Annotated in this window: 15 protein-coding genes; 8 read left to right on the forward strand and 7 right to left on the reverse strand. The window is 73.0% G+C overall.

The genetic code is table 11. The annotated features are described in order from the left end of the window. Positions 1-41: 41 nt before the first annotated feature. Positions 42-623, forward strand: a complete 582-nt coding sequence (locus tag ACLJT4_RS13150; protein WP_411122480.1) for a hypothetical protein — start codon at positions 42-44, stop codon at positions 621-623. A gap of 98 nt (positions 624-721) precedes the next feature. On the opposite strand, the gene ACLJT4_RS13155 is transcribed toward ACLJT4_RS13150, so the two are convergent. Continuing rightward, the gene (locus ACLJT4_RS13155; protein ID WP_411122481.1) at positions 722-2,083 is read right to left on the reverse strand and encodes a cytochrome P450; all 1,362 of its coding nucleotides are present in this window, start codon (positions 2,081-2,083) and stop codon (positions 722-724) included. A 254-nt stretch (positions 2,084-2,337) separates the two neighbouring features. Here ACLJT4_RS13155 and ACLJT4_RS13160 point away from each other — a divergent pair, with 254 nt between their 5' ends. Continuing rightward, the gene (locus ACLJT4_RS13160) at positions 2,338-3,027 is read left to right on the forward strand and encodes a TetR/AcrR family transcriptional regulator C-terminal domain-containing protein (RefSeq protein ID WP_016575368.1); all 690 of its coding nucleotides are present in this window, start codon (positions 2,338-2,340) and stop codon (positions 3,025-3,027) included. Positions 3,028-3,046: 19 nt separating this feature from the next. On the opposite strand, the gene ACLJT4_RS13165 is transcribed toward ACLJT4_RS13160, so the two are convergent. After that, positions 3,047-3,511, reverse strand: coding sequence for a DUF6194 family protein (locus ACLJT4_RS13165; RefSeq protein WP_411122805.1), 465 nt, complete (start codon positions 3,509-3,511; stop codon positions 3,047-3,049). Between the two features lie 46 nt (positions 3,512-3,557). Between ACLJT4_RS13165 and ACLJT4_RS13170 the strand changes: the two genes are divergently transcribed. From ACLJT4_RS13170 to ACLJT4_RS13195, 6 genes are all read left to right on the forward strand, one after another. Further along, positions 3,558-4,307 (forward strand): MerR family transcriptional regulator, encoded by a 750-nt coding sequence (locus ACLJT4_RS13170; RefSeq protein WP_411122482.1) that lies wholly within the window; start codon positions 3,558-3,560, stop codon positions 4,305-4,307. Positions 4,308-4,416: 109 nt separating this feature from the next. Then, a complete protein-coding gene (locus tag ACLJT4_RS13175; RefSeq protein ID WP_411122483.1) occupies positions 4,417-6,159 on the forward strand; it encodes a sensor histidine kinase in 1,743 nt (580 codons plus the stop codon). Then, positions 6,156-6,833, forward strand: coding sequence for a response regulator (locus ACLJT4_RS13180; RefSeq protein ID WP_411122484.1), 678 nt, complete (start codon positions 6,156-6,158; stop codon positions 6,831-6,833). Before ACLJT4_RS13175 ends, ACLJT4_RS13180 begins: the two co-directional genes overlap by 4 nt. A gap of 286 nt (positions 6,834-7,119) precedes the next feature. After that, on the forward strand, positions 7,120-7,902 hold the full coding sequence (locus tag ACLJT4_RS13185; protein ID WP_020931209.1) for an ABC transporter ATP-binding protein: 783 nt from the start codon (positions 7,120-7,122) through the stop codon (positions 7,900-7,902). Positions 7,903-8,007: 105 nt separating this feature from the next. After that, positions 8,008-10,569 (forward strand): ABC transporter permease, encoded by a 2,562-nt coding sequence (locus tag ACLJT4_RS13190; protein WP_411122485.1) that lies wholly within the window; start codon positions 8,008-8,010, stop codon positions 10,567-10,569. Between the two features lie 81 nt (positions 10,570-10,650). Next, positions 10,651-11,649 carry a TIGR01777 family oxidoreductase gene (locus tag ACLJT4_RS13195; RefSeq protein WP_411122486.1) on the forward strand — a complete coding sequence of 333 codons (999 nt, stop codon included), beginning with the start codon at positions 10,651-10,653 and terminating at the stop codon, positions 11,647-11,649. A 102-nt stretch (positions 11,650-11,751) separates the two neighbouring features. On the opposite strand, the gene xdhC is transcribed toward ACLJT4_RS13195, so the two are convergent. The 5 genes from xdhC to ACLJT4_RS13220 all read right to left on the reverse strand — a co-directional run bounded on the left by xdhC (position 11,752) and on the right by ACLJT4_RS13220 (position 18,783). Further along, the gene (gene xdhC, locus ACLJT4_RS13200; RefSeq protein ID WP_411122487.1) at positions 11,752-12,561 is read right to left on the reverse strand and encodes a xanthine dehydrogenase accessory protein XdhC; all 810 of its coding nucleotides are present in this window, start codon (positions 12,559-12,561) and stop codon (positions 11,752-11,754) included. A gap of 1 nt (position 12,562) precedes the next feature. Beyond that, positions 12,563-15,004, reverse strand: coding sequence for a xanthine dehydrogenase molybdopterin binding subunit (gene xdhB / locus ACLJT4_RS13205; RefSeq protein WP_411122488.1), 2,442 nt, complete (start codon positions 15,002-15,004; stop codon positions 12,563-12,565). Further along, positions 15,001-16,464, reverse strand: coding sequence for a xanthine dehydrogenase small subunit (locus ACLJT4_RS13210; protein ID WP_411122489.1), 1,464 nt, complete (start codon positions 16,462-16,464; stop codon positions 15,001-15,003). The genes xdhB and ACLJT4_RS13210 overlap by 4 nt, the downstream gene beginning before the upstream one ends. A 621-nt stretch (positions 16,465-17,085) precedes the next feature. Then, positions 17,086-17,229, reverse strand: coding sequence for a hypothetical protein (locus ACLJT4_RS13215; protein WP_411122490.1), 144 nt, complete (start codon positions 17,227-17,229; stop codon positions 17,086-17,088). Between the two features lie 105 nt (positions 17,230-17,334). Continuing rightward, positions 17,335-18,783, reverse strand: a complete 1,449-nt coding sequence (locus ACLJT4_RS13220) for an MFS transporter (protein ID WP_411122491.1) — start codon at positions 18,781-18,783, stop codon at positions 17,335-17,337. Between the last annotated feature and the right edge of the window lie 175 nt (positions 18,784-18,958).

Here is an 18,958-nt window from a genome sequence, read left to right on the forward strand (position 1 = left end):
ACCGGGTCGACCCTATGCTGACGGGCGTGCAGGTACTGGGCATGAGCAGTGAGGACGAGATGGTCGCCTGCTTTCTGGGCGGCGAGCTGTCCAGCCGGAGGTTCGGGCAGCGCCTCCGGTCCCACCTGGCGGCAGCCGGGCGGACCGAGCAGTTGTTGACGCGCCCGGACCTCTCCGACGCCGGCGCGAACCTCACACGCCGCGCTCTGCTCGCTGCGACGCGCGGGTACGGCGAGAACCGCGACCTGTTCGAGAACTTCCCCCCTCACGTCACCTGGACCAGGGCGCTCCTGACCGCCCGCGAGGCGGCCGGCGTGCGCTACCTCGCCTCTTCCTATTGGGTCGAACTGTCGGGTGGCAGCCGCCGGCCGCACGATGCGGCCGCACGCATCACGGCAGGTCTGCGGGCGTACGACGTGCCCAACGAACCGTTCGTCGAGGCGGCCCGCGCGCTCGACAGAGGGGAGCGGTTCCCGCCGTTCATCCTCGTCGGCGAGAGGCAGGACGACCTGGTCTGTCTTGAGGGCCACCTGCGCCTGACCGCCCACGCTCTCGCTGGCTTCCCGACCGGCATCGAGTGCCTGATCGGCACCGCGCCGGCAATGGGACGCTGGGCGCAGTAGTCCGGGCGCCCCAAGCTCTCGGCGCCCCGAAAGGACGTGAGGCGTCCGCCGGAACCACACCGAAGCGGTACTTCTCCGGCCGACCCATCGGACACGCCCTAGACCGGTACGGGCGTGCCGAGTCGGGCGGGGAGGTGGACGTAGCCGCGCAGGATGCGGGTGGTGCGGCGTCGGGCGCCGGCGTGCAGCGTGAGGTGTGGGAAGCGGCGGTGGAGGGCTTGGAGGCCGACTTCCGCCTCCATGCGGGCGAGCGCGGCGCCCAGGCAGTAGTGGCGTCCGCCGGAGAAGGACAGGTGCTCCTTGGCGTTGGGCCTGGTGACGTCGAAGCGGTGCGGTGCGGTGAAGAGCGCCGCGTCGCGGTTGGCGCCGGCGAGCAGCAGGGTCACGAACGCGCCCCGCGGCACCGGGCGGCCGCCGATGCTGGTGTCACGGGTCGCCGCGCGCCCGGTGAGGAACACCGGTGGGTCGAAGCGGAGCATCTCGTCGACGGCGTTCGGCCACAGGGTCGGGTCGTCGTGGAGGGCGGCGCGCTGGTCGGGGTGGCGGTCGAGCAGGGCGATGCCGTTGCCGAGCAGGTTCACGGTGGTCTCGAAGCCGGCGGCGAGCACCAGGCCGGCCGTGGCGCGCAGTTCGGTCCCGGTCAGGCCCCGGCCGTCGTCGTCGCGGGCGGTGACCAGTTGGCTGAGCAGGTTGGCGCCGGGCTGCCGGCGGATTCGTTCGATGTGCTGCGCCAGCCAGGCGTCGAAGTCGCGCAGGGAGCGTTCGACGGCCAGGAACCGGCGTCGGGGCAGCCCGAAGTCGAGGCTGGGTGCCGCGCCGGTGCCGAAGCGCAGCACGCGGTGCCGCTCGGCGTGGGGGACGCCGAGGATTTCGGCGATCACGGTGACGGGCAGCAGGCCGCAGTACGCGGAGACCAGGTCCACGTCGTCGGCGCCCGGCGGGCGGCGCTGGAGGTCGTCGAGGAGTTCCTCGGCGATCTCCTCGGCCCGGGTGCGGAGTTGTTCCACGGCCCGGACGGAGAAGACCCGGGTGACGAGCTTGCGGTACCGGGTGTGGTCGGGCGGCTCGGTCACCAGGAGGGACGGGGGCTTCAGCGGCCCGACGGGCGCGTCGGCACCGGCCCAGGCGGCGAGCCGCCCCAACGGCCCGGTGGTGACGGGGAGCGCGCCGGTGCGGAAGTCGTTGCTGCCGAGCACCTCGCGGACGGCGGGGTGGGAGGCGGTGACGAAGCCGAACCGGCTGCGGTGGACGGGCCCTTCGGCGCGGATGCGGTCCATCAACCGCCGTTCGACGTCGGCGGTGTCGCCGTGCGGACGCGGGCTCCGGGAGAGGGCCACCAGTTGCCCGTGAAGGTCGCCCTGGCGTGCCGCGCGGTCCATGGCGAGCCGGGGCAGGGCGTGTCCGAGGGCCCATCGGACGTCGCGGGCGAACAACCGTTGCGGGTAGGGGAGATCACTCATGGCGGGTCGCTTCCTTCCGTGGTGCGCCGGCCGTGCGCGCCGGTGGGGCGGCCCGGCAGGTGGCGTGCGGCCGGGCGGGGAAAGGCGGGCGGTCGGGCTCCTCGTGCAGGCCGGCTCGGCGGGGCCGGCGGGGCACCCCGCGCGAAGACTTGCACTGCAAGTCAGTGGTGCCCCGGACGCTAGACTTGCGGTGCAAGTGATGTCAAGGATCGAGTGGGCGTCGCGGTCGCACGGGCCGCGGTCGGGAGGGCAACGTGACGGTTCGAGGCACCGGCCGCGGCAGAAGGCTCGGCCTGACCCGGCAGAAGGTGATCGCCGCGGCCGTCACGATGATCGACCGCGACGGCGCCGACGCCTTCTCCCTGCGGAAGCTGGCCGTCGAGCTGGACGTGGAGAACATGTCCCTCTACAACCACGTGCCCAACAAGGACGCCCTCCTCGACGGCGTCGCGGAGGCGCTCCTCGCCGAGGTGGAGTTCCCGCAGAACGACACCGACGGCTGGCAGGACCGCATCCGCGCGCACGCCGCGGCCTTCCGGACCCAGGCGAAGCGCCATCCGAAGGCGTTCCCCCTGGTGCTCACCCGCCCCACGTGCTCCCCCGCGGCCCTGCGGGCCCTCCGCTCCACCCTGGCCACCCTCACCGACCTCCGGCTGACGCCGGAGGAGGGCGTCCACGTCCTGCGCAGCTACACCGCCTTCATGATCGGCTCGATCATGCGGGAGCTGGGCCACGCCATCTACCTGGGTTCCCTGGACGACCAGCAGCTCCGGCAGCAGGGCCGCGACATCGCCGCCACCGGCGACCCGATCCTGATCGCCGCCGCACCCCACCTGGCCGCCGGCAACCACGACGCCGAATTCCACTACGGACTGGAACTGCTGATCGCCGGGCTGGCGGCCAGGGCCGGCGTCCCGTACGACGGCGGCCCCGCCCGGCCCTGACCCCGGCCCGCGACCGCCGTCAGTCGTCCGCCCCGCGCCGCCGCAGGTAGCGGGCCCGGGCGGCGTCGTGGGCACCACTCAGCAGCCGCTCGACCAGTTCCGTGGTCCGCGCGCCGGGGTTGACGACGGAGATCCAACCGAGGGCCCCGTACACCGGGTGCGGCAGCACGGTGTCGACCGCAGTGTGGTCGCGCGGCCGGGTGAGGTCGCCCGGTGCTTCGTCGAGCAGTTCCTGAAACGTCGCACGGTCCACATTCACGTTCACCCGCCAGTGCCCCGGGCGATCGAGGTCGGAGGCGGTGTCGTCGGGATAGTTCTTGGTGACGATGGTCCCGTAGGGCTGGGTGGTCTGCGGCATCCGGCCGTCCGGGGCGTAGTAGAAGAAGGAGTCCCCCACCACGAGGTCGGGGAAGTCGCCGCCGGGCTCCGGGCGGACCACGAGCGCCCCGTCGAGACTCTGCACCGACGCGATGATCTGTTCCATACTCATGGTTCAAGCATCTCCTTCAAGTGCTTCTGTGGGGTTGGTCATGGACGGGACGGCGGGCGGTGCGCAACGGGGACCGCTGCGCACGGTCGATGTCGCCAGGGAGTCGGGGTATTCGGTGCAGCAGGTGCGCGACCTGGAACGGCTGGGGGTCATTCCGCCGGCGGCCCGCGCCGACAACGGGTACCGCGACTACGCCGCCGTCCACGTCCATGCGCTGCGCGCCTATCGCGGGCTCGCCGGTGCCGTGGGCCCGGTCGCGGCCCGGCAGCTCCTCCCGGAGCTGCGCACCGGCACCCTCACCGAGGCGGCCGCGACCGTCAACGAGCTGCACGTCCGACTCGCCCGGGAACGGGACGAGGCGCTGCGCGCCCAACGGGCCCTGCACGCCATCCGGACCGAGGCCCAGCCCGCCGGGGCGACGCAGGACGACGACGCCATGACGATCACGGAACTCGCCGAAGCGCTCCGCGTCCGCACCTCGACCCTGCGGTTCTGGGAACAGGAGGGACTCGTCACGCCGGAGCGCGTCACCTCCCTGCGGGCACGTCGCTACGGCGTGCCCGCCATCAGGGCGGCTCGCATCGTCGCCGCCCTGCGCAGTTCCGGTTACGGCATCCCGGCCGTGCGCGAGGTCATCGGCTCCCTGGAGCGGCTCGACGGCCCGGGTGAGACCGAGCGCATCCTGCAACGCCACCTCGACCGGATCGCGGTCCGGACCGTGGCGCTCCTGCGGGCGGGCGCGGACCTGGCGACCGTCGTCTCCTCGCTCGCGGAGCCGGCGGCCCCGTAGGCGACGCCGCGCGGCCGGTGGCGGTCGGCAGGTCTCTGCCTTTCGGTAGAGCAACACCTCGCCCGCAGGGTCCATGCCGACGCGCGCCGGGGCGTCGATACTGGTCAGCGTGGTGCGCACCAACCCGTTCCGTCGGTTCCCCCGCTGTCGTCCGCCCGTCGGATCGGCCGCGGGCGGTCCCGCGCGCGCGATCGCGGAACCGGCCGGGGTGGTCCTCGCGGGCCTGGGCGCCTTGCTGGCGGTCGGGCGCCTGGGGTTCCTGCCGTACCCGGGGCTCCAGTTGCTGGCGTTGGCGATCGGTGCGGGGCTGTTGCCGGTGCGGCGCCGGTTCCCCGGGATCGTGCTGCTGGTGCTCGCCGCGCTGACGGGCCTGTCGGTCGGCGTCGGGCCGATCACGGCGGCGGCCGCCTACACCGTGGCCCGCCGTACCGTGCGGGCGCGTCGGCGCGCCCGGCTGCTCGGGGCGGCGGGGGCCCTCGTCCTGGGTTCCGCGGTGGCGGTCGCGCCGTGGTTCGGCCCCGAACCGGTGCCGTACGCGGTGGCGCTCGGGCTGGTCCTGGCCTCGACGGCGGTGGTCGTGCCCGGCCTGGTCGGCACGGCGCACGGTCAGCAGGGGCGCCTGTTGCGGGCGTTGCGCGAACGCGGTGACGCGGCGGAGCGGGCCCGTCGGCTCGCCGACAGCGAGGCTCGCATCCACGAGCGGTCGCGCATCGCCGCCGAGATGCACGACCTGGTGGGACATCGCCTCAGCCTGATCTCCCTGCACGCCGGGGGGCTGGAACTGGCCTTGGACCGCGCCGCGCCGGAGCTGCGCGAGGAGGCCGTCCTGGTGCGCCGGACCACCCGGGACGCGCTGCGCGAACTGCGGCAGGCCCTCGGGGTGCTCGGGCCGCTCGGCCGGGACACCGGGCCGGACGCGCTCACCGACGCGACCGGCACCCGCGCCGACGTCGAGGCGCTGGTGGCGAGGTCCCGCGACGGCGGGATCGCCGTCCGACTCGACTGGACCGGGCCGGACCTCGACGCCCGCCCGGCGCGGGTCCGGCGGGCGGTGGACCGCCTGGTGCGGGAAGCGCTGACCAACGTGCACCGGTACGCGACCGCGGCGCACGTCACCGTCACGGTCGTGCACGACGACGCCGAGGTGCGGATCACCGTGCGCAACGGAGCGCCGCCGCGTCCGCCGGCCGCCGGGGAGACGGGCACCGGTCGCGGGCTCACCGGCCTGCGGGAGCGGGTGGAGCTGCTCGGTGGCAGCTTCGACGCCGCGGCGCTGCCGTCCGGCGGGTTCCAGGTGGCCGCCACCGTGCCGACCGAACCCACCGACCATGACCGGCCCGGTGCCGCCGGTGCCGCGGAGCGGAGGCCGGGCGACGGCCGGGCGGATCCCTCCGGCTCGGCGGGGGCGCACCGCGGGCCGGGGGCCGACGACCCGTCAGACAGGGGCGGTCGGCCCGACGTCCGGGAACGCCGGACGGCCGACGTGCTGACGCTGGCTTTCGGGTTGGCGGGTCTGAGCGTCCTCATGGTGCTCGGGGTCGCCTTCGTGTATGCGACCCGGCCCCACCAGTCGGGACCGCCGCCGCTGCCCCGCGTCGGCATGACGTACGAGCAAGTGGCCGGCCTGGGTGTCCTGGACAACGCGGCGGTTCGGGCCGCGGCCACCGGGCACGAACCGCCGCGCCCCGCCGGCACGGCCGGCTGCATCTACCCGTTCAACGGCGCCACCGAGAGCCACCCGGGCGGCCTGATCGTGGCCCGCTACTGCTTCGACGCGGCGCACCGCCTGATCTCCATCGACCGTTTCACCGTCCCGTCGGTCCGGGACGCCACGCCCTGGGAGTCCCCGTGAGCGAACCCGCCCGCCCCCTCCGCGTCCTGCTCGCCGACGACGAGACGATGATCCGGCACGGCGTCCGCCTGATCCTCCGGCACACCGACGGCATCGACGTCGTCGCCGAGGCGTCGGACGGGCGGCAGGCCGTCGAACTGGCCGCCGCCCACCGCCCGGACGTGGTGTTGCTCGACATCCGGATGCCGGTCTGCGACGGCCTGGCCGCGATCGCACCGCTGCTCGCCCTCGATCCCGCGCCGCGGGTCGTGATGCTGACGACCTTCGGCGACGAGGCCAACGTCATCCGGGCGCTGCGGGAGGGCGCCGCGGGCTTCCTGCTCAAGGACGAGGGGCCACAGGAGTTGATCAGTGCGGTGCGGGCGGCCGCCGCCGGTGATGCCGTGCTCTCCCCCGGCGTCACCGGGGCGGTGATCTCCCGGATGCTGCGCGGCGGCGATCCCGCGGCGGCCGACCGCGCGCTCGCGGACGAGCGCGTCGTCCGACTCACCGTCCGGGAGCGGGAGGTCCTCGCGATGCTCGGCGAGGGCCTGTCCAACCAGGACATCGCCGGCCGGTTGGGCATCGGGATCGGCACGGTGAAGACGCACGTCGGCGCCATCTTGGACAAGACCGGTTCGACGAGCCGGGTGCAGGCCGCCCTGCTGGCCCACCGCACCGGTCTGGCGTCCTGAAGGCATCAGCGGGACGGCGCGGCGCGTGCTCTCCGGGTGCCGCTGGCCCGCGCTGCCCGGCGGCCCGCTGCCGGTGGCCGGCCGGTGCCTCGCACCTCTGTCCAAAGGAAGAGCGCGGCCGTCCGGACTGTGCCGAAGAGCGGAGAGCGGCCCGCCCGACCCTTGCTTCGGGCAGAGCTCAACTCAGCCGTAGCGAACGATGTTTCCGCAGGTGAGGGCGGTGAGGATGGATGCGTTCCCGGTTCGCGGCGCTCGCCGCGGGCCCACGCATCCAGGCGGAGTACACATGTCGCAAGCCTCTTCTTCCCCCCGCTCCCCCGGCACCGAACCGGCCGCCCGCGCCACCAACCTGACCAAGGTCTATGGGACGGGCCAGACCCGGGTCACCGCCTTGGACGAGGTGTCCGTCGAGTTCGCCCGAAGCCGGTTCACCGCCGTCATGGGGCCCTCCGGATCCGGCAAGTCCACCCTGATGCACTGCTTGGCCGGGCTGGACGGCGTGACCTCCGGTTCGGCGCGCATCGGCGACACCGAGCTCGCGCAGCTGACGGACCGTCAACTCACTGCGCTGCGACGGGAGAAGGTCGGCTTCGTCTTCCAGGGCTTCAACCTGCTGCCGACCCTCACCGCGCTGGAGAACATCACGCTGCCGCTGCGGATCGGCGGCCGACGCCCGGACGCCGGGTGGTTGGACACCGTCGTCGGCACCGTCGGGCTGGCCGACCGGCTGGACCACCGGCCCGCCGAACTCTCCGGCGGCCAGCAGCAGCGGGTCGCGGTGGCCCGCGCCCTGGCCTCCCGACCCGACATCGTCTTCGCCGACGAGCCGACCGGGAACCTCGACTCCCGGTCCGGCGCGGAAGTCCTCGGCTTCCTGCGGGACTCGGTACGGGAGTTGGGGCAGACGGTGGTGATGGTCACGCACGACCCGGTGGCCGCCGCGCACGCGGACCGGGTGGTGTTCCTCGCCGACGGCCGGGTCGTCGACGAACTGCACGAGCCGACCTCCGGTGCCGTACTCGACCGGATGCTCCAGTTCGAGGCCCAGGCACCGACCCGCCGGCACTGACACCGTCGCCCCAGCGCCCCCAGCGCCCCCGGCGCGCCCGCCCGGCCCCGCCCGTCCGCACCTCCTGCGGCCGTTTCCGCATCTCCCTGCTCCCGAAAGCTCCCCATGCTGCGAACAACCCTGCGCAACCTCCTCGCGCACCAGGCACGGCTGGCCATGACGGCCCTGGCGATCTGCCTGGGCGTCGCGTTCGTCTCCGGCACCATGGTCTTCGCGGACTCCTCCGCCGCCGCCTACCGCGCCGCCGCGTCGAAGGACTTCGCGGACGTCGCGGTCACCGTGACCCCCAAGGACCCGCCGACCGGCCCCACCAACCGGCCCGCCACGGTCCTGGACGACGCGCTCGCCCGGACACTGGCCGGCGTGCCCGGTGTCGCCGCCGTGCGGCCGTCGGTCGACGGCTCGGCGGTGCTCGCCGCATCGGACGGCGCTCCGCTGCGGGCCGGCGCGTCCTGGGCGAACCTGGCCGCCGGCTACCTGCCCGGCAAGGACGGCGAGGACCGTCGCTATCCGCTGGCCAAGGGGCACGCGCCCCGGAACTCAGACGAGTTGGCGGTGGACGCCGGCACCGCCGCCGCGGGCCGCTTCGCCCTCGGCGACACGGTCAGGCTGGCCACCGACGGCCCGGTCATGACGAAGCGGCTGGTGGGCATCGTGGCCAGCCGGGACAGTCGGGTGACCGCCGGCGGCACCCTCGCCCTGTTCGACGCGGCCACCGCCCAGCGGCTGTTCGCGGCCCCGGGCCACTACACCGGGATCGACCTGTCCGCCACGCCCGGCACCGATCAGGCCGTGCTCGCGGACCGGGTCGGCGCGGTGCTCCCGGCCGACCGGGCCGAGGCCGTCAGCGGCGCCGCCCAGGCCGCCCAGCAGGCCGGCTACCTCGACACGCTGACCCGGGGCTACACCAAGGTGCCGCTGGTCTTCGCCGGGGTCTCGCTGTTCATCGGCTCGTTCCTCATCGTCAACACCTTCAGCATGCTCGTCACCCGACGCACCCGTGAGATCGCGCTGTTGCGGGCGATCGGTGCCACGCGCCGCCAGGTGGTCCGCTCCGTCCTCGTCGAGGCGGCCCTGGTCGGATGCGCCGCCTCGGTCGTCGGCTTCCTCCTCGGCGTCGGCCTCGCCGCCGTGCTGCCCGACCTGCTGAGCGCCGGTGCGGACGCGTTGCCCGACGGGCCGCTCGTGATCGGTCCGCGGCCCGTCGTCGCCGCCCTCGGCGTCGGGGTGGGCGTCACCGTGCTCGCCGCCTGGCTGCCGTCCCGGCGGGCCGCGCGCATCGCGCCCCTGGAGGCGATGCGCGCGACGGCGCAGGTGCCGTCCCGCACGCGGTCGCGGGTGCGCGGCGCGGTGGGGCTGATCCTCCTCGCCCTGGGGGGCGGCCTGTTGGTGTCCCTCACCGGGGCGAAGGACGCCTCGGTCGAGAACCTGCGGAGCGCCCTGTTGGGCTGCGGCCTGCTCGCCGTCTCCATGATCGTGCTGGCGCCGCTGCTCGCCGCCCCGGTGATCCGGTTCACCGGCCGGCTGACCGGCCGCTTCGGCGTCGTCGGACGGTTGGCGCGGGAGAACGCGCTGCGCGATCCGCGGCGCACCGCGGCGACCGCTTCCGCCTTGATGATCAGCACCGCGTTGGTCTCCGGGCTCGCCGTCATCGGGAACTCCACGGGGCAGGCGCTCGACCGGCAGGCCGCCGCAGGACTCGGCGCCGACTACGTGATCAGCACCCGCACGCCGACGACCGGCATCGCCCCGGCGACCGTGGACCGGGTGAGCGGTACCTCCGGCGTGCGGACCGCGGCCGCCCTCGCGGACTCCACGCTGTTCACCGGCGGTCAGGTCCGGCAGGTCTCCGGCATCGACCCGAACGCCGTGGACGCGGTCCTCAGGCTCCACTTCCTGAGCGGCTCCGCGCGGGACCTCGGGCCGGGCCGGATCGCCCTTTCCGACTCCCTCGCCCGGGCACACGGGCTGCACGCCGGCGATCGCCTGACCGCGCGGATGGGACTCGGCCAGGGGTTCCGGCAGTACACCGTCGTCGGCGTCTACCAGGACAACCCCATCGCCCGGGACGCCCTGGGGGCCCGCGCGGAAGTGCAGAAGACCGGCTTCCGGCCCGGCTCGGCCCAGCGGATCCTGGTCCGCACCGACGACGGCGCGGCGTCCGCGAACCTGGCGGGCCGGCTGCGCACCGCGGTGGGCGACAACCCGCTGTTGAAGGTCCAGGACCGGGCTGCGCTGGTGCGGGAAGCCGCCGGCACCCTGGGCGACCTGCTGACCGTGATGTACGGGCTGCTGGTCGTCGGCCTCCTGATCTGCGCGCTCGGGATCGTGAACACCCTGGCCATGTCGGTGTCGGAGCGGACCCGGGAGATCGGCGTCCTGCGCGCCCTCGGCATGGACCGTGCCGGGATCCGGCGGATGATCCGGCTGGAGGCGCTGACCGTCGCCGCGTTCGGCACGCTGCTGGGCCTGGCGGGCGGGGTGTTCGGCGCGTGGGCGGTGGGCGCGCTGGCCAACGGTGCGCTGGCGCAGTACTCGCTCGCGCTCCCCTGGGGGACGCTGCTGCTGGTGGTCCTGCTGTCCCTCGTGGTGGGCGCGGTGGCAGCGGTCGTCCCGGCCCGCCGGGCGGCTCGGCTGAGTCCGCTCCAGGCGGTGGCGGACGCGTAGCCGCACTCACCCGCACGCGGCCATTTTGAACGCGTTCAATTCCGTGGTTACCTTGGTGTCCACCACATCTGAGGGGGCTCGATGAAGGTAGTGCTGCCCGGGGGCACCGGACAGGTGGGCGCGATCCTCGACCGCGCCCTGACGGCGGCGGGCCATGAGGTCACGGTGCTGACCCGGCGCCCGCGCCGGCCGCGGGAGATCGGCTGGGACGGAGCCACGCTGGGCGCGTGGGCCGAAGCCGTCGACGGCAGTGACGTCGTGGTCAACCTGGCCGGCCGCAGCGTCTCCTGCCGCTACACGGCGGAGAACCTGCGGGCCATGATGGAGTCCCGTGTCGACTCGACGCGGGTGGTCGGCGCGGCGATCGCCGCCGCCGCGCGGCCGCCCCGGGTCTGGCTGCAGATGAGCACCGCGACGATCTACGCCCACCGCTTCGACGCGGCGCACGACGAGGCGACGGGGGTGTTCGGCGGTGCCGAGGCCGGGGTGCCCGACTACTGGGCGTACAGCGTCGACATCGCCAGGAACTGGGAGCGGGCGCAGGCCGCAGCGGACACCCCGGCGACGCGGAAGGTGGCGCTGCGCTCGGCGATGGTCATGAGCCCGGACCGGGGCGGGGTCTTCGACGTCCTGCTGGGGCTGGCCCGGCTGGGGCTGGGCGGCCCGGTGGCCGGCGGTGCGCAGTTCGTGTCGTGGATCCACGACGAGGACTTCGTCCGCGCGGTGGAGTTCCTGATCGCCCGGGACGACATCGAGGGGCCGGTGAACCTCGCGTCGCCCGGCCCGCTCCCGCAGCGGGACTTCATGCGGGCGCTGCGCACGGCCCGCGGCGTCCCGCTGGGGCTGCCGGCGACGCGGTGGATGGCGGAGCTGGGGGCGTTCGCGCTGCGCACGGACACGGAGCTGCTGCTCAAGAGCCGCCGGGTGGTGCCGGGTCGACTGCGTGCGGCCGGGTTCGACTTCACGCACCCCGAGTGGGAGGGGGCCGCCGTGGACCTCGTCCGGCGGTCCGCGACGTTCCGCACGGGTCGCCGGACGGGGCGCAGGGGTCCGGAGGCCGGGGTGCGGTCGCGGCACTGAGGCTGACCGACGGTGCCGGGGCCGGCGGCTCCGCACCGACCCCGACGGGGACCGGTGCGGGGCGGCCGGCCGCCGGCCGACTCCCGACCGGCGTCCTTCCGGTCAAGGAACGGCCCGTTCGAAGGTCCGGAGGAGATCCGCCGCGACGCTCACCGCGATCGTGGCGGGTTCCTTGCCGGTGATCTCGGTCATGCCGATCGGCGTCCTGATCCGGTTGACAGTGGCCTCGTCGTGGCCGCCCTCCGTCAACAGGCGCTTGCGGAACCGCACCCACTTGGCCGCCGACCCGATCAGCCCGATGGAGCCGAGGTGCGGTGTGCGCAGGGCAGCGTCGCAGAGCGCCGCGTCCTCGGCGTGGTCATGGGTCATGACCAGGACGTGGGTGCCGGGCGGCAACTCCGCCAACACCTCCTCGGGCAGCAGCGGCGTGTGGTGCACGTGCACCTGCGCCACCGCATCCGCCAGCACGGCGAGCCGGTCCTCGGTGAGGATGTCGGAGCGGCTGTCGATCAGATGCAGGTCGAGGTCCTGCCGTGCCAGGATGCGGGCCAGTTCCAGGCCGACGTGCCCGACGCCGAAGATCGCCACCGCCCGCACCACCGGCAGCGGTTCGAGCAGCACCGAGACCGTGCCACCGCAGCACTGCACGCCGTGCTGGTTGGTCACCTTGTCGTTCAGGGTGAAGTCGAGGACTTCCGGCTCCTTCTTGGCCGCGGCGCTCATCTCCCGGGCCCGGTCGATGGAGACGGCCTCGACGTTGCCGCCACCGATCGAACCCCACGTCTCGGTCTGCCCCACGACGAGCTTCGCACCGGCGTCGCGCGGGGCATGACCGCGCACGGTCGTGACGGTCACCAGCACGCCGGACTCCCGGCGTGCTCGCAACCGTGCGACCGCAGCGACCCACGTCATGTCAGGCACCGCTCAGCACTTCTGCGTCGGCGCGCGCCCCGCCGTTGGCGGCACTGCCGTTGGCGACGTGGCCGTTGACGGCGCCGCCGTTGCGGGCCTGACCGCTGCGGGAGGCTTCGTCGCGGCGCGCCGCCTGGATCGCCCAGTACACCGCTTCCGGCGTCGCGGGCGAGGCCAACTCGACACTCGCGCCGCCCGGCCCGAACGCGGCGGCGGCCTGCCGCAGCGCCTCACGGACCGAGAACGCCAGCATCAGCGGAGGCTCGCCCACCGCCTTGGAGCCGTACACCGCGCCCTCTTCGGTGGCGTTCTCCAGCAGCGTGACGTGGAACTCCTCGGGCATCTCCGAGAAGCTCGGCAGCTTGTAGGTGCTCGCGGCCTGGGTCAGCAACCGGCCGCGGTTCGGCCCGTCGCTGGCGTCCCACCGCAGGTCCTCAAGCGTCAGCCAGCCCGCGCCCTGCACGAAACCGCCCTCGACCTGACCGATGTCGATCATCGGGGACAGGCTGTCGCCGACGTCGTGCACGATGTCCACCCGCCGGATGCGGTAGGCGCCGGTGAAGCCGTCCACCTCCACCTCCGTCGCGGCCGCGCCGTGCGCGAAGTACTTGAACGGCGTGCCGCGGAACGTCTTGGCGTCCCAGTGCAGGCCCTCGGTCCGGTAGAAGCCGGCTGCCGACAGCTGGACCCGTTGGAAGTACGCGGTGCGGACCAGGTCGTCCCAGGCCAGCTCCTGGTCGTTGTCCAGGGCGCGCGCGACGCCCTCGACGATGCGCACGTCCGAGGCGTTCGCCCCCAGTTGGGTGGCGGCCACCTGCAACAGCCGCTCGCGCAGCTGCTCGCAGGCGTTCTTCACCGCCGCGCCGTTGAGGTCGGCGCCGGCGCTGGCGGCGGTGGCGGAGGTGTTGGGGACCTTGTCGGTGCGCGTCGGGGCCAGCCGCACCTTGTGCAGCGGGATCCCCAGCGAGGTCGCGGCCACCTGCAGCATCTTGGTGTGCAGGCCCTGGCCCATCTCGGTGCCGCCGTGGTTGATCAGGACCGAGCCGTCCTTGTAGATCAGCACCAGTGCGCCGCCCTGGTTGAAGGCGGTGAGGTTGAACGAGATGCCGAACTTGAGGCCGCTGAGCGCCAGTGCCCGCTTGGTGTGCGGATGCGCGGCGTTGAAGGCGGCGATCTCCCGCTGGCGATCGGCGAGGTCGGAGGTGTCCTTCACGGCCTGCCAGACGGCGGAGATCCGGTCGGGCCGGACGACCGGCTGGCCGTACGGCGTCGCCTGCCCCTCCTGGTAGAAGTTGCGCTCCCGCAACTCCGTCGGGTCCAGGCCGAGCAGCGGCGCGCACCGGCCCATGATGTCCTCGATCACCAGCATGCCCTGCGGTCCGCCGAAGCCGCGGAAGGCGGTGTTGGAGACCTTGTTGGTCTTGGCGATGCGACCGGCGATGCGCGCGTTGGGGATCCAGTAGGTGTTGTCGATGTGGCACAGTGCGCGGGCCACCACCGGCTCGGACAGGTCCAGGCTCCAGCCGCCGTCCGCGGTCAGGGTGGCGTCCAGGGCCCGGATGCGGCCGTCGGCGTCGAACCCGATCTTCCACTTGGCGTGGAACCCGTGCCGCTTGCCGGACATGGTCAGGTCCTGGGTCCGGTTGAGCCGCAGTCGGACCGGCCGACCGGTCAGCTTGGCCCCGAGCGCGGCGACGGCCGCGAAGCCGTGCGGCTGCATCTCCTTGCCGCCGAAGCCCCCACCCATCCGCAGGCACTGCACGGTGACCTCGTGGCTGTGCAGCCCGAGCACGTGCGCGACGATCTCCTGGGTCTCCGAGGGGTGCTGGGTGCTGCTCTGGACGAAGACCTGCTCGGCCTCGTCGATGTAGGCCAGCGCCGCGTGCGTCTCCAGGTAGAAGTGTTCCTGGTCGGAGAACTGGAACTCACCGGTGAACACGTGCGCGGAGTCCGCGAATCCGGCGTCGACGTCGCCGGTCAGCATCACCGGCCGGGCGCCGTGGAAACTGTCGGCCGCCATCGCGTCCTGCAACGTGATCAGGGAGGGCCGTTCGTCGAGTTCCACCTCGACGGCCGCCGCACCGAGCCGGGCCGCCTCCAGGGTCTCCGCGAGCACCCAGGCGACCGCGTGGCCGTGGAACATGACCTCGTCGGGGAAGAGCGGCTCGTCGTGCTTCATCCCGGCGTCGTTGACGCCGGGCACGTCGGCACCGGTGAGCACGCGGACCACGCCGGGGACGGCGAGCGCGGGCTCGGTGCGCAGCGCGGTGATCCGGCCGTGCGCCTTCATGACCTGGACCGGATGGGCGTGCAGCACGTCCTTGGTCCGATGGACCAGGTCGTCGGTGTAGAGCGCGGTGCCGGTGACGTGCAGGGTGGCGCTCTCGTGCGGCAGGGAAACGCCGACTACGGGCTTTTCGGGACGCTCGGACAACTGGCTCATGACGACACCGCCTCGGTGGTCTGCGCGGACAGCTTCAGCAGGCTCTGGCCGAGCATCGCGGATCGGTACGCGGCGCTGGCGCGGTGATCGTCCATCGGCGTCCCCTCCGCCTGCAGCACCCGGGCCGCGGCCTCGACGGTCTCCACCGTCCACGGGTTGCCCTCCAGGGCCGCCTCGGTGGCGAGGGCGCGGATCGGGGTGGCGGCCACTCCGCCCAGCCCGATGCGTGCCTTGCGGACGGTCCCGTCCTCGATGTCGAGCGCGAAGGCGACCGCCACGCTGGAGATGTCGTCGAAGCGCCGCTTGGCGATCTTGTGGAAGGCCACGGTCGTCGACAGCGGCAACGGGATGCGCACCGCGCGGATCAACTCGCCGGGCCGGCGCACGCTCTGCCGGTAACCGGTGAAGTACTCCGCCAGCGGCACCTCGCGCTCGCCGTCGGCGTCGGCGAGCACCAGCGACGTCTCCAGCGCGAGCAGCGCCGGCGGGCTGTCACCGATGGGAGAGCCGGTGCCCAGGTTGCCGCCGAGCGTCGCGCCGTTGCGGATGAGCCGCGAGGCGAACTGCGGGAAGAGTTGCGCCAGCAGGGGGACCCGGCCGTCGAGGCGGCGTTCGATCTCGGTGAGCGTCAGCGCCGCGCCGATCTCGATGTGGTCGGCCTCGACGCGCAGTTCGCGGAGTTCGGACAGTCGGTCGAGGGCGACCACGCAGTCCGCGCGGCGGGAGCGGATGTTGACCTCCACGCCCCAGTCGGTGGAACCGGCGACCACCACCGCGTCGGGCCGATCGCGCAGCAACTGCACCGTCTCGGCCAGGGTGTTCCGCCGCAGGAACTCCTTGCCGTCCTGGGCGTATTCGGTGGCGACCGGTGCCGGCGGGGACTGCTCGCGACGCTGCGCCAGTGGGTCCTCGTCGGTGGGCGCGCCGACGGCGAAGGCGGCGTCGCGGATCGGGCGGTACCCGGTGCAGCGGCACAGGTTCCCGCTCAGCGCGTGCAGGTCGAAACCGTTGGGGCCGTGCTCGGCGTCGGCGCCGTCGGCCGGGGCCGCGTGCGCGCAGCGGTCGGGCCGGTAGTACTCGGCGGCCATGCTGCAGATGAAGCCCGGCGTGCAGTAGCCGCATTGGGAGCCGCCGCGGAGCGCCATCTCCTCCTGCACCGGGTGCAGGGTGGACGGCGTGCCGGGGTCACCGGGGGTGGCGAGACCTTCGGAGGTGACGATCTCCTGGCCGTCGAGGGCCGCGACCGGGAACAGGCAGGCGTTGACCGCCACCCAGTCGGTGGGCTTGTTCACCCCGGGGCGGGCCACGAGGACCGAACAGGCGCCGCACTCACCCTCGGCGCAGCCCTCCTTGGTGCCGGTGAGGCCGCGCTCGCGCAGGAAGTCCAGAACCGTGGTGTGGGGTGCGGCCGGGGAAATTGAGGTTTCTTTCCCATTGACCGTGATCCGCGCCGCTACCATGACACTTCCTCATTTCGGAGCGCGGGCGTACTGACTATTTGAGTCGCCATTTCAGGGGACTTTCTCTTTCGGTGGCGCGCTTTAAGGAAACGCAGCACAAATCAGCACGCAACAACGTGCCGAGGGTGACAAATACCGGAAGACGCCGGGGCCACGAGCGGGCACGCCGGGACGGGGCCGCTCAGCAGCCGTGCGCTACGCGACCCGGAACCCAGGCGGCCTGCCGGGCGAGGCGATGCAGGTCAGAGATGGTGGACATCCGACTTCGCCTCCTTCCAGCAGTTCACGAGTCGCTGCGATAGAAGCTAAGTTGCCGCCGTCGCATCGTCAAGGCGACCTGCGAAGATGAAGCGTTCCCTGTGGGAATCTACAGGACAACGGCCGACAAATCCCCTACGCTTTGGCTGTTCCTACAAATGGGCGCCCGATAATCCCTCTCAACGGTAAATCCGTCGTCGCGCTGCGGTCCCCTTTCGGCGACGCCCTTTTCTGTGCCTTCCCCGAAATTCGCGATCCGGTGGAGTTCTCGCTGCCGTCGTTGACGAGGGTGCAGGAGTTCCCGTCCCACGACAAGGGCCACGGCCTGGGAAGGGCGCGCTCGACGGCCTTGGGGAGTTCGACCTACCCGCGCTGGAGCCGGTCGACACGGACGGCCTCGGCGAGCAGATCCAGCGCGCCCTCCCGACCACCGGAGTCGTCAAGTCCTTCGTCACCCGGGAACAGGCCACCGTCGTCGATCCGGAGTCCGTCACCGGCGGCGACCACACGATGTTCGTCGCCGGCGACGACGCCGAATCAAGGTCATGCGCTGACCGGCGCGGGACGCCCGTCCCCGGTCACGAGCGGCGCATGCGGCCCGCGGAACCCTCCTCAGGCGCGCGGTTCCGGTACCCCGGGTGCCTGCGGCTGTTGCCGCACGGGTGCGGCGATGCCCACGGGCCGGGCGGGGCGGCGCGTGGTGGCCAGGGTGAGGAGGATGATGGCCGCGCCGCAGGCGGTCACGATCCAGTAGGCCGGACGCACCGCTCGGGCGAAGCCCGTACCGGAGTGCAGGCCGGTGGTGAGCACCGCGCCGAGCACGGCGACGCCCAGTGCCTGGCCGAACTGGCGGCTGGTGGAGACGATCGCCGCGGCCACGCCGGCCTGTTCCTGGGGCATGCCGGCCATGGCGGCGTTGGTGACGGGCGTGTTGGCCAGTCCCACGCCGATGCCGATCAGGACGTACGCGGTGAAGAGCCAGACGTCGGACGTGAGGGCGTCACCGGCGGCGAGCAGTGCGCCGCCCGCTGTGGTGGCGACACCGGCCAGCAGTAGCGGGAGCCGGGGGCCGCGGTTGGCGGTCAGTCGCCCCGAGAGCGGTGAGGTGAGGATGTTCATGACCGCCATGGGCAGCAGGAAGAGGCCGGCGACCAGGGCGGACAGGTTCCGCACGTTCTGCAGGTAGAGCGTGTTGAGGAAGAGGAAGCCGCCCAGCACGAAGAACGAGCACACCGCCATGGCGCTGGCGCCGCTGAATCCGGCGCTGCGGAACACCCGCAGGTCGACGAGGGGTTCGTGGCGCCGGCTCTCGTAGCGGAGCAGTGCCAGCAGCGCGACGAGGGCGGCCACCGCGCAGCCCAGGGTGCGCGGGGCGGTCCAGCCGGTGTTGGGGCCCTCGATGATGGCGTACGTCAGACACCCCATCAGCACGATGACCAGGAACTGCCCGACGGGGTCCAGCCGGCGGGGCCGGGGCGCGCGGGATTCGGGGACGAACCGCGCGGCGCAGACCAGGGCGGCCAGTCCGATCGGCAGGTTGAGCCAGAAGATCGACCGCCAGCCGATGCCTTGGACGAGCGCCCCGCCCACCATCGGGCCGACCGCCATCGCCACGCCCATGACCGCTCCCCAGACACCGATCGCCCGGGCCCGCTCGCGGGGCGCCGAGAAGGTGTTGGTGATGATCGACATGGCCACCGGGTTCAGCATCGAGGCGCCGACCGCCTGGACGATGCGGAAGGCGATGAGCCAGCGCAGGTCGGGCGCCAAGCCGCAGAGGAGCGAGCCGAGGGTGAACAGGGCCAGGCCGGCCTGGAAGACGCGGCGGCGGCCGAGTCGGTCCCCGGCGGAGCCGGCGAGCATCAGCAGCGCCGCCAGCACGATCAGGTAGGCGTCGGTGGTCCACTGCAACCCGGACAGCGGACTGCGCAGATCGCGCTGCATGGCGGGCAGTGCCACGTTGAGCACCGTGTTGTTGAGGTTGCCGAGGAACACGCTTGTGCAACAGACCGCCAGGATGAGATTGCGTCGCGGGCGGGTGAGTTCAACCTGAGTGGACACCGGAGGGCCCACCGTCCTCTCGTCGTGGGCCTTCGTGCCCCGTCACGTTCGAGACCGCGGCGACGGACCGGCGCGGTGCGTTCAGCCTGCCTGGCGAAGCCCGCTGCGGCCAGGCCCCGGTAAAGGGGCCCTGCCAGGGCCCCCCTTACCCGACCCGTTCGATGCATACTGCATG

The organism is Streptomyces sp. x-19 (assembly GCF_046549115.1).
Lineage (GTDB): Bacteria > Actinomycetota > Actinomycetes > Streptomycetales > Streptomycetaceae > Streptomyces > Streptomyces albulus_C.

Excerpts from the sequence above, each read along its gene's own strand:
- ACLJT4_RS13150 (WP_411122480.1), top strand. The coding sequence starts at position 42 with ATGAGCAGTGAGGACGAGATGGTCGCCTGCTTTCTGGGCGGCGAGCTG.
- ACLJT4_RS13155 (WP_411122481.1), bottom strand. The coding sequence starts at position 2,083 with ATGAGTGATCTCCCCTACCCGCAACGGTTGTTCGCCCGCGACGTCCGA.
- ACLJT4_RS13165 (WP_411122805.1), bottom strand. The coding sequence starts at position 3,511 with ATGGAACAGATCATCGCGTCGGTGCAGAGTCTCGACGGGGCGCTCGTG.
- ACLJT4_RS13170 (WP_411122482.1), top strand. The coding sequence starts at position 3,558 with ATGGACGGGACGGCGGGCGGTGCGCAACGGGGACCGCTGCGCACGGTC.
- ACLJT4_RS13185 (WP_020931209.1), top strand. The coding sequence starts at position 7,120 with ATGTCGCAAGCCTCTTCTTCCCCCCGCTCCCCCGGCACCGAACCGGCC.
- ACLJT4_RS13190 (WP_411122485.1), top strand. The coding sequence starts at position 8,008 with ATGCTGCGAACAACCCTGCGCAACCTCCTCGCGCACCAGGCACGGCTG.
- ACLJT4_RS13195 (WP_411122486.1), top strand. The coding sequence starts at position 10,651 with ATGAAGGTAGTGCTGCCCGGGGGCACCGGACAGGTGGGCGCGATCCTC.
- xdhC (WP_411122487.1), bottom strand. The coding sequence starts at position 12,561 with ATGACGTGGGTCGCTGCGGTCGCACGGTTGCGAGCACGCCGGGAGTCC.
- xdhB (WP_411122488.1), bottom strand. The coding sequence starts at position 15,004 with ATGAGCCAGTTGTCCGAGCGTCCCGAAAAGCCCGTAGTCGGCGTTTCC.
- ACLJT4_RS13210 (WP_411122489.1), bottom strand. The coding sequence starts at position 16,464 with ATGGTAGCGGCGCGGATCACGGTCAATGGGAAAGAAACCTCAATTTCC.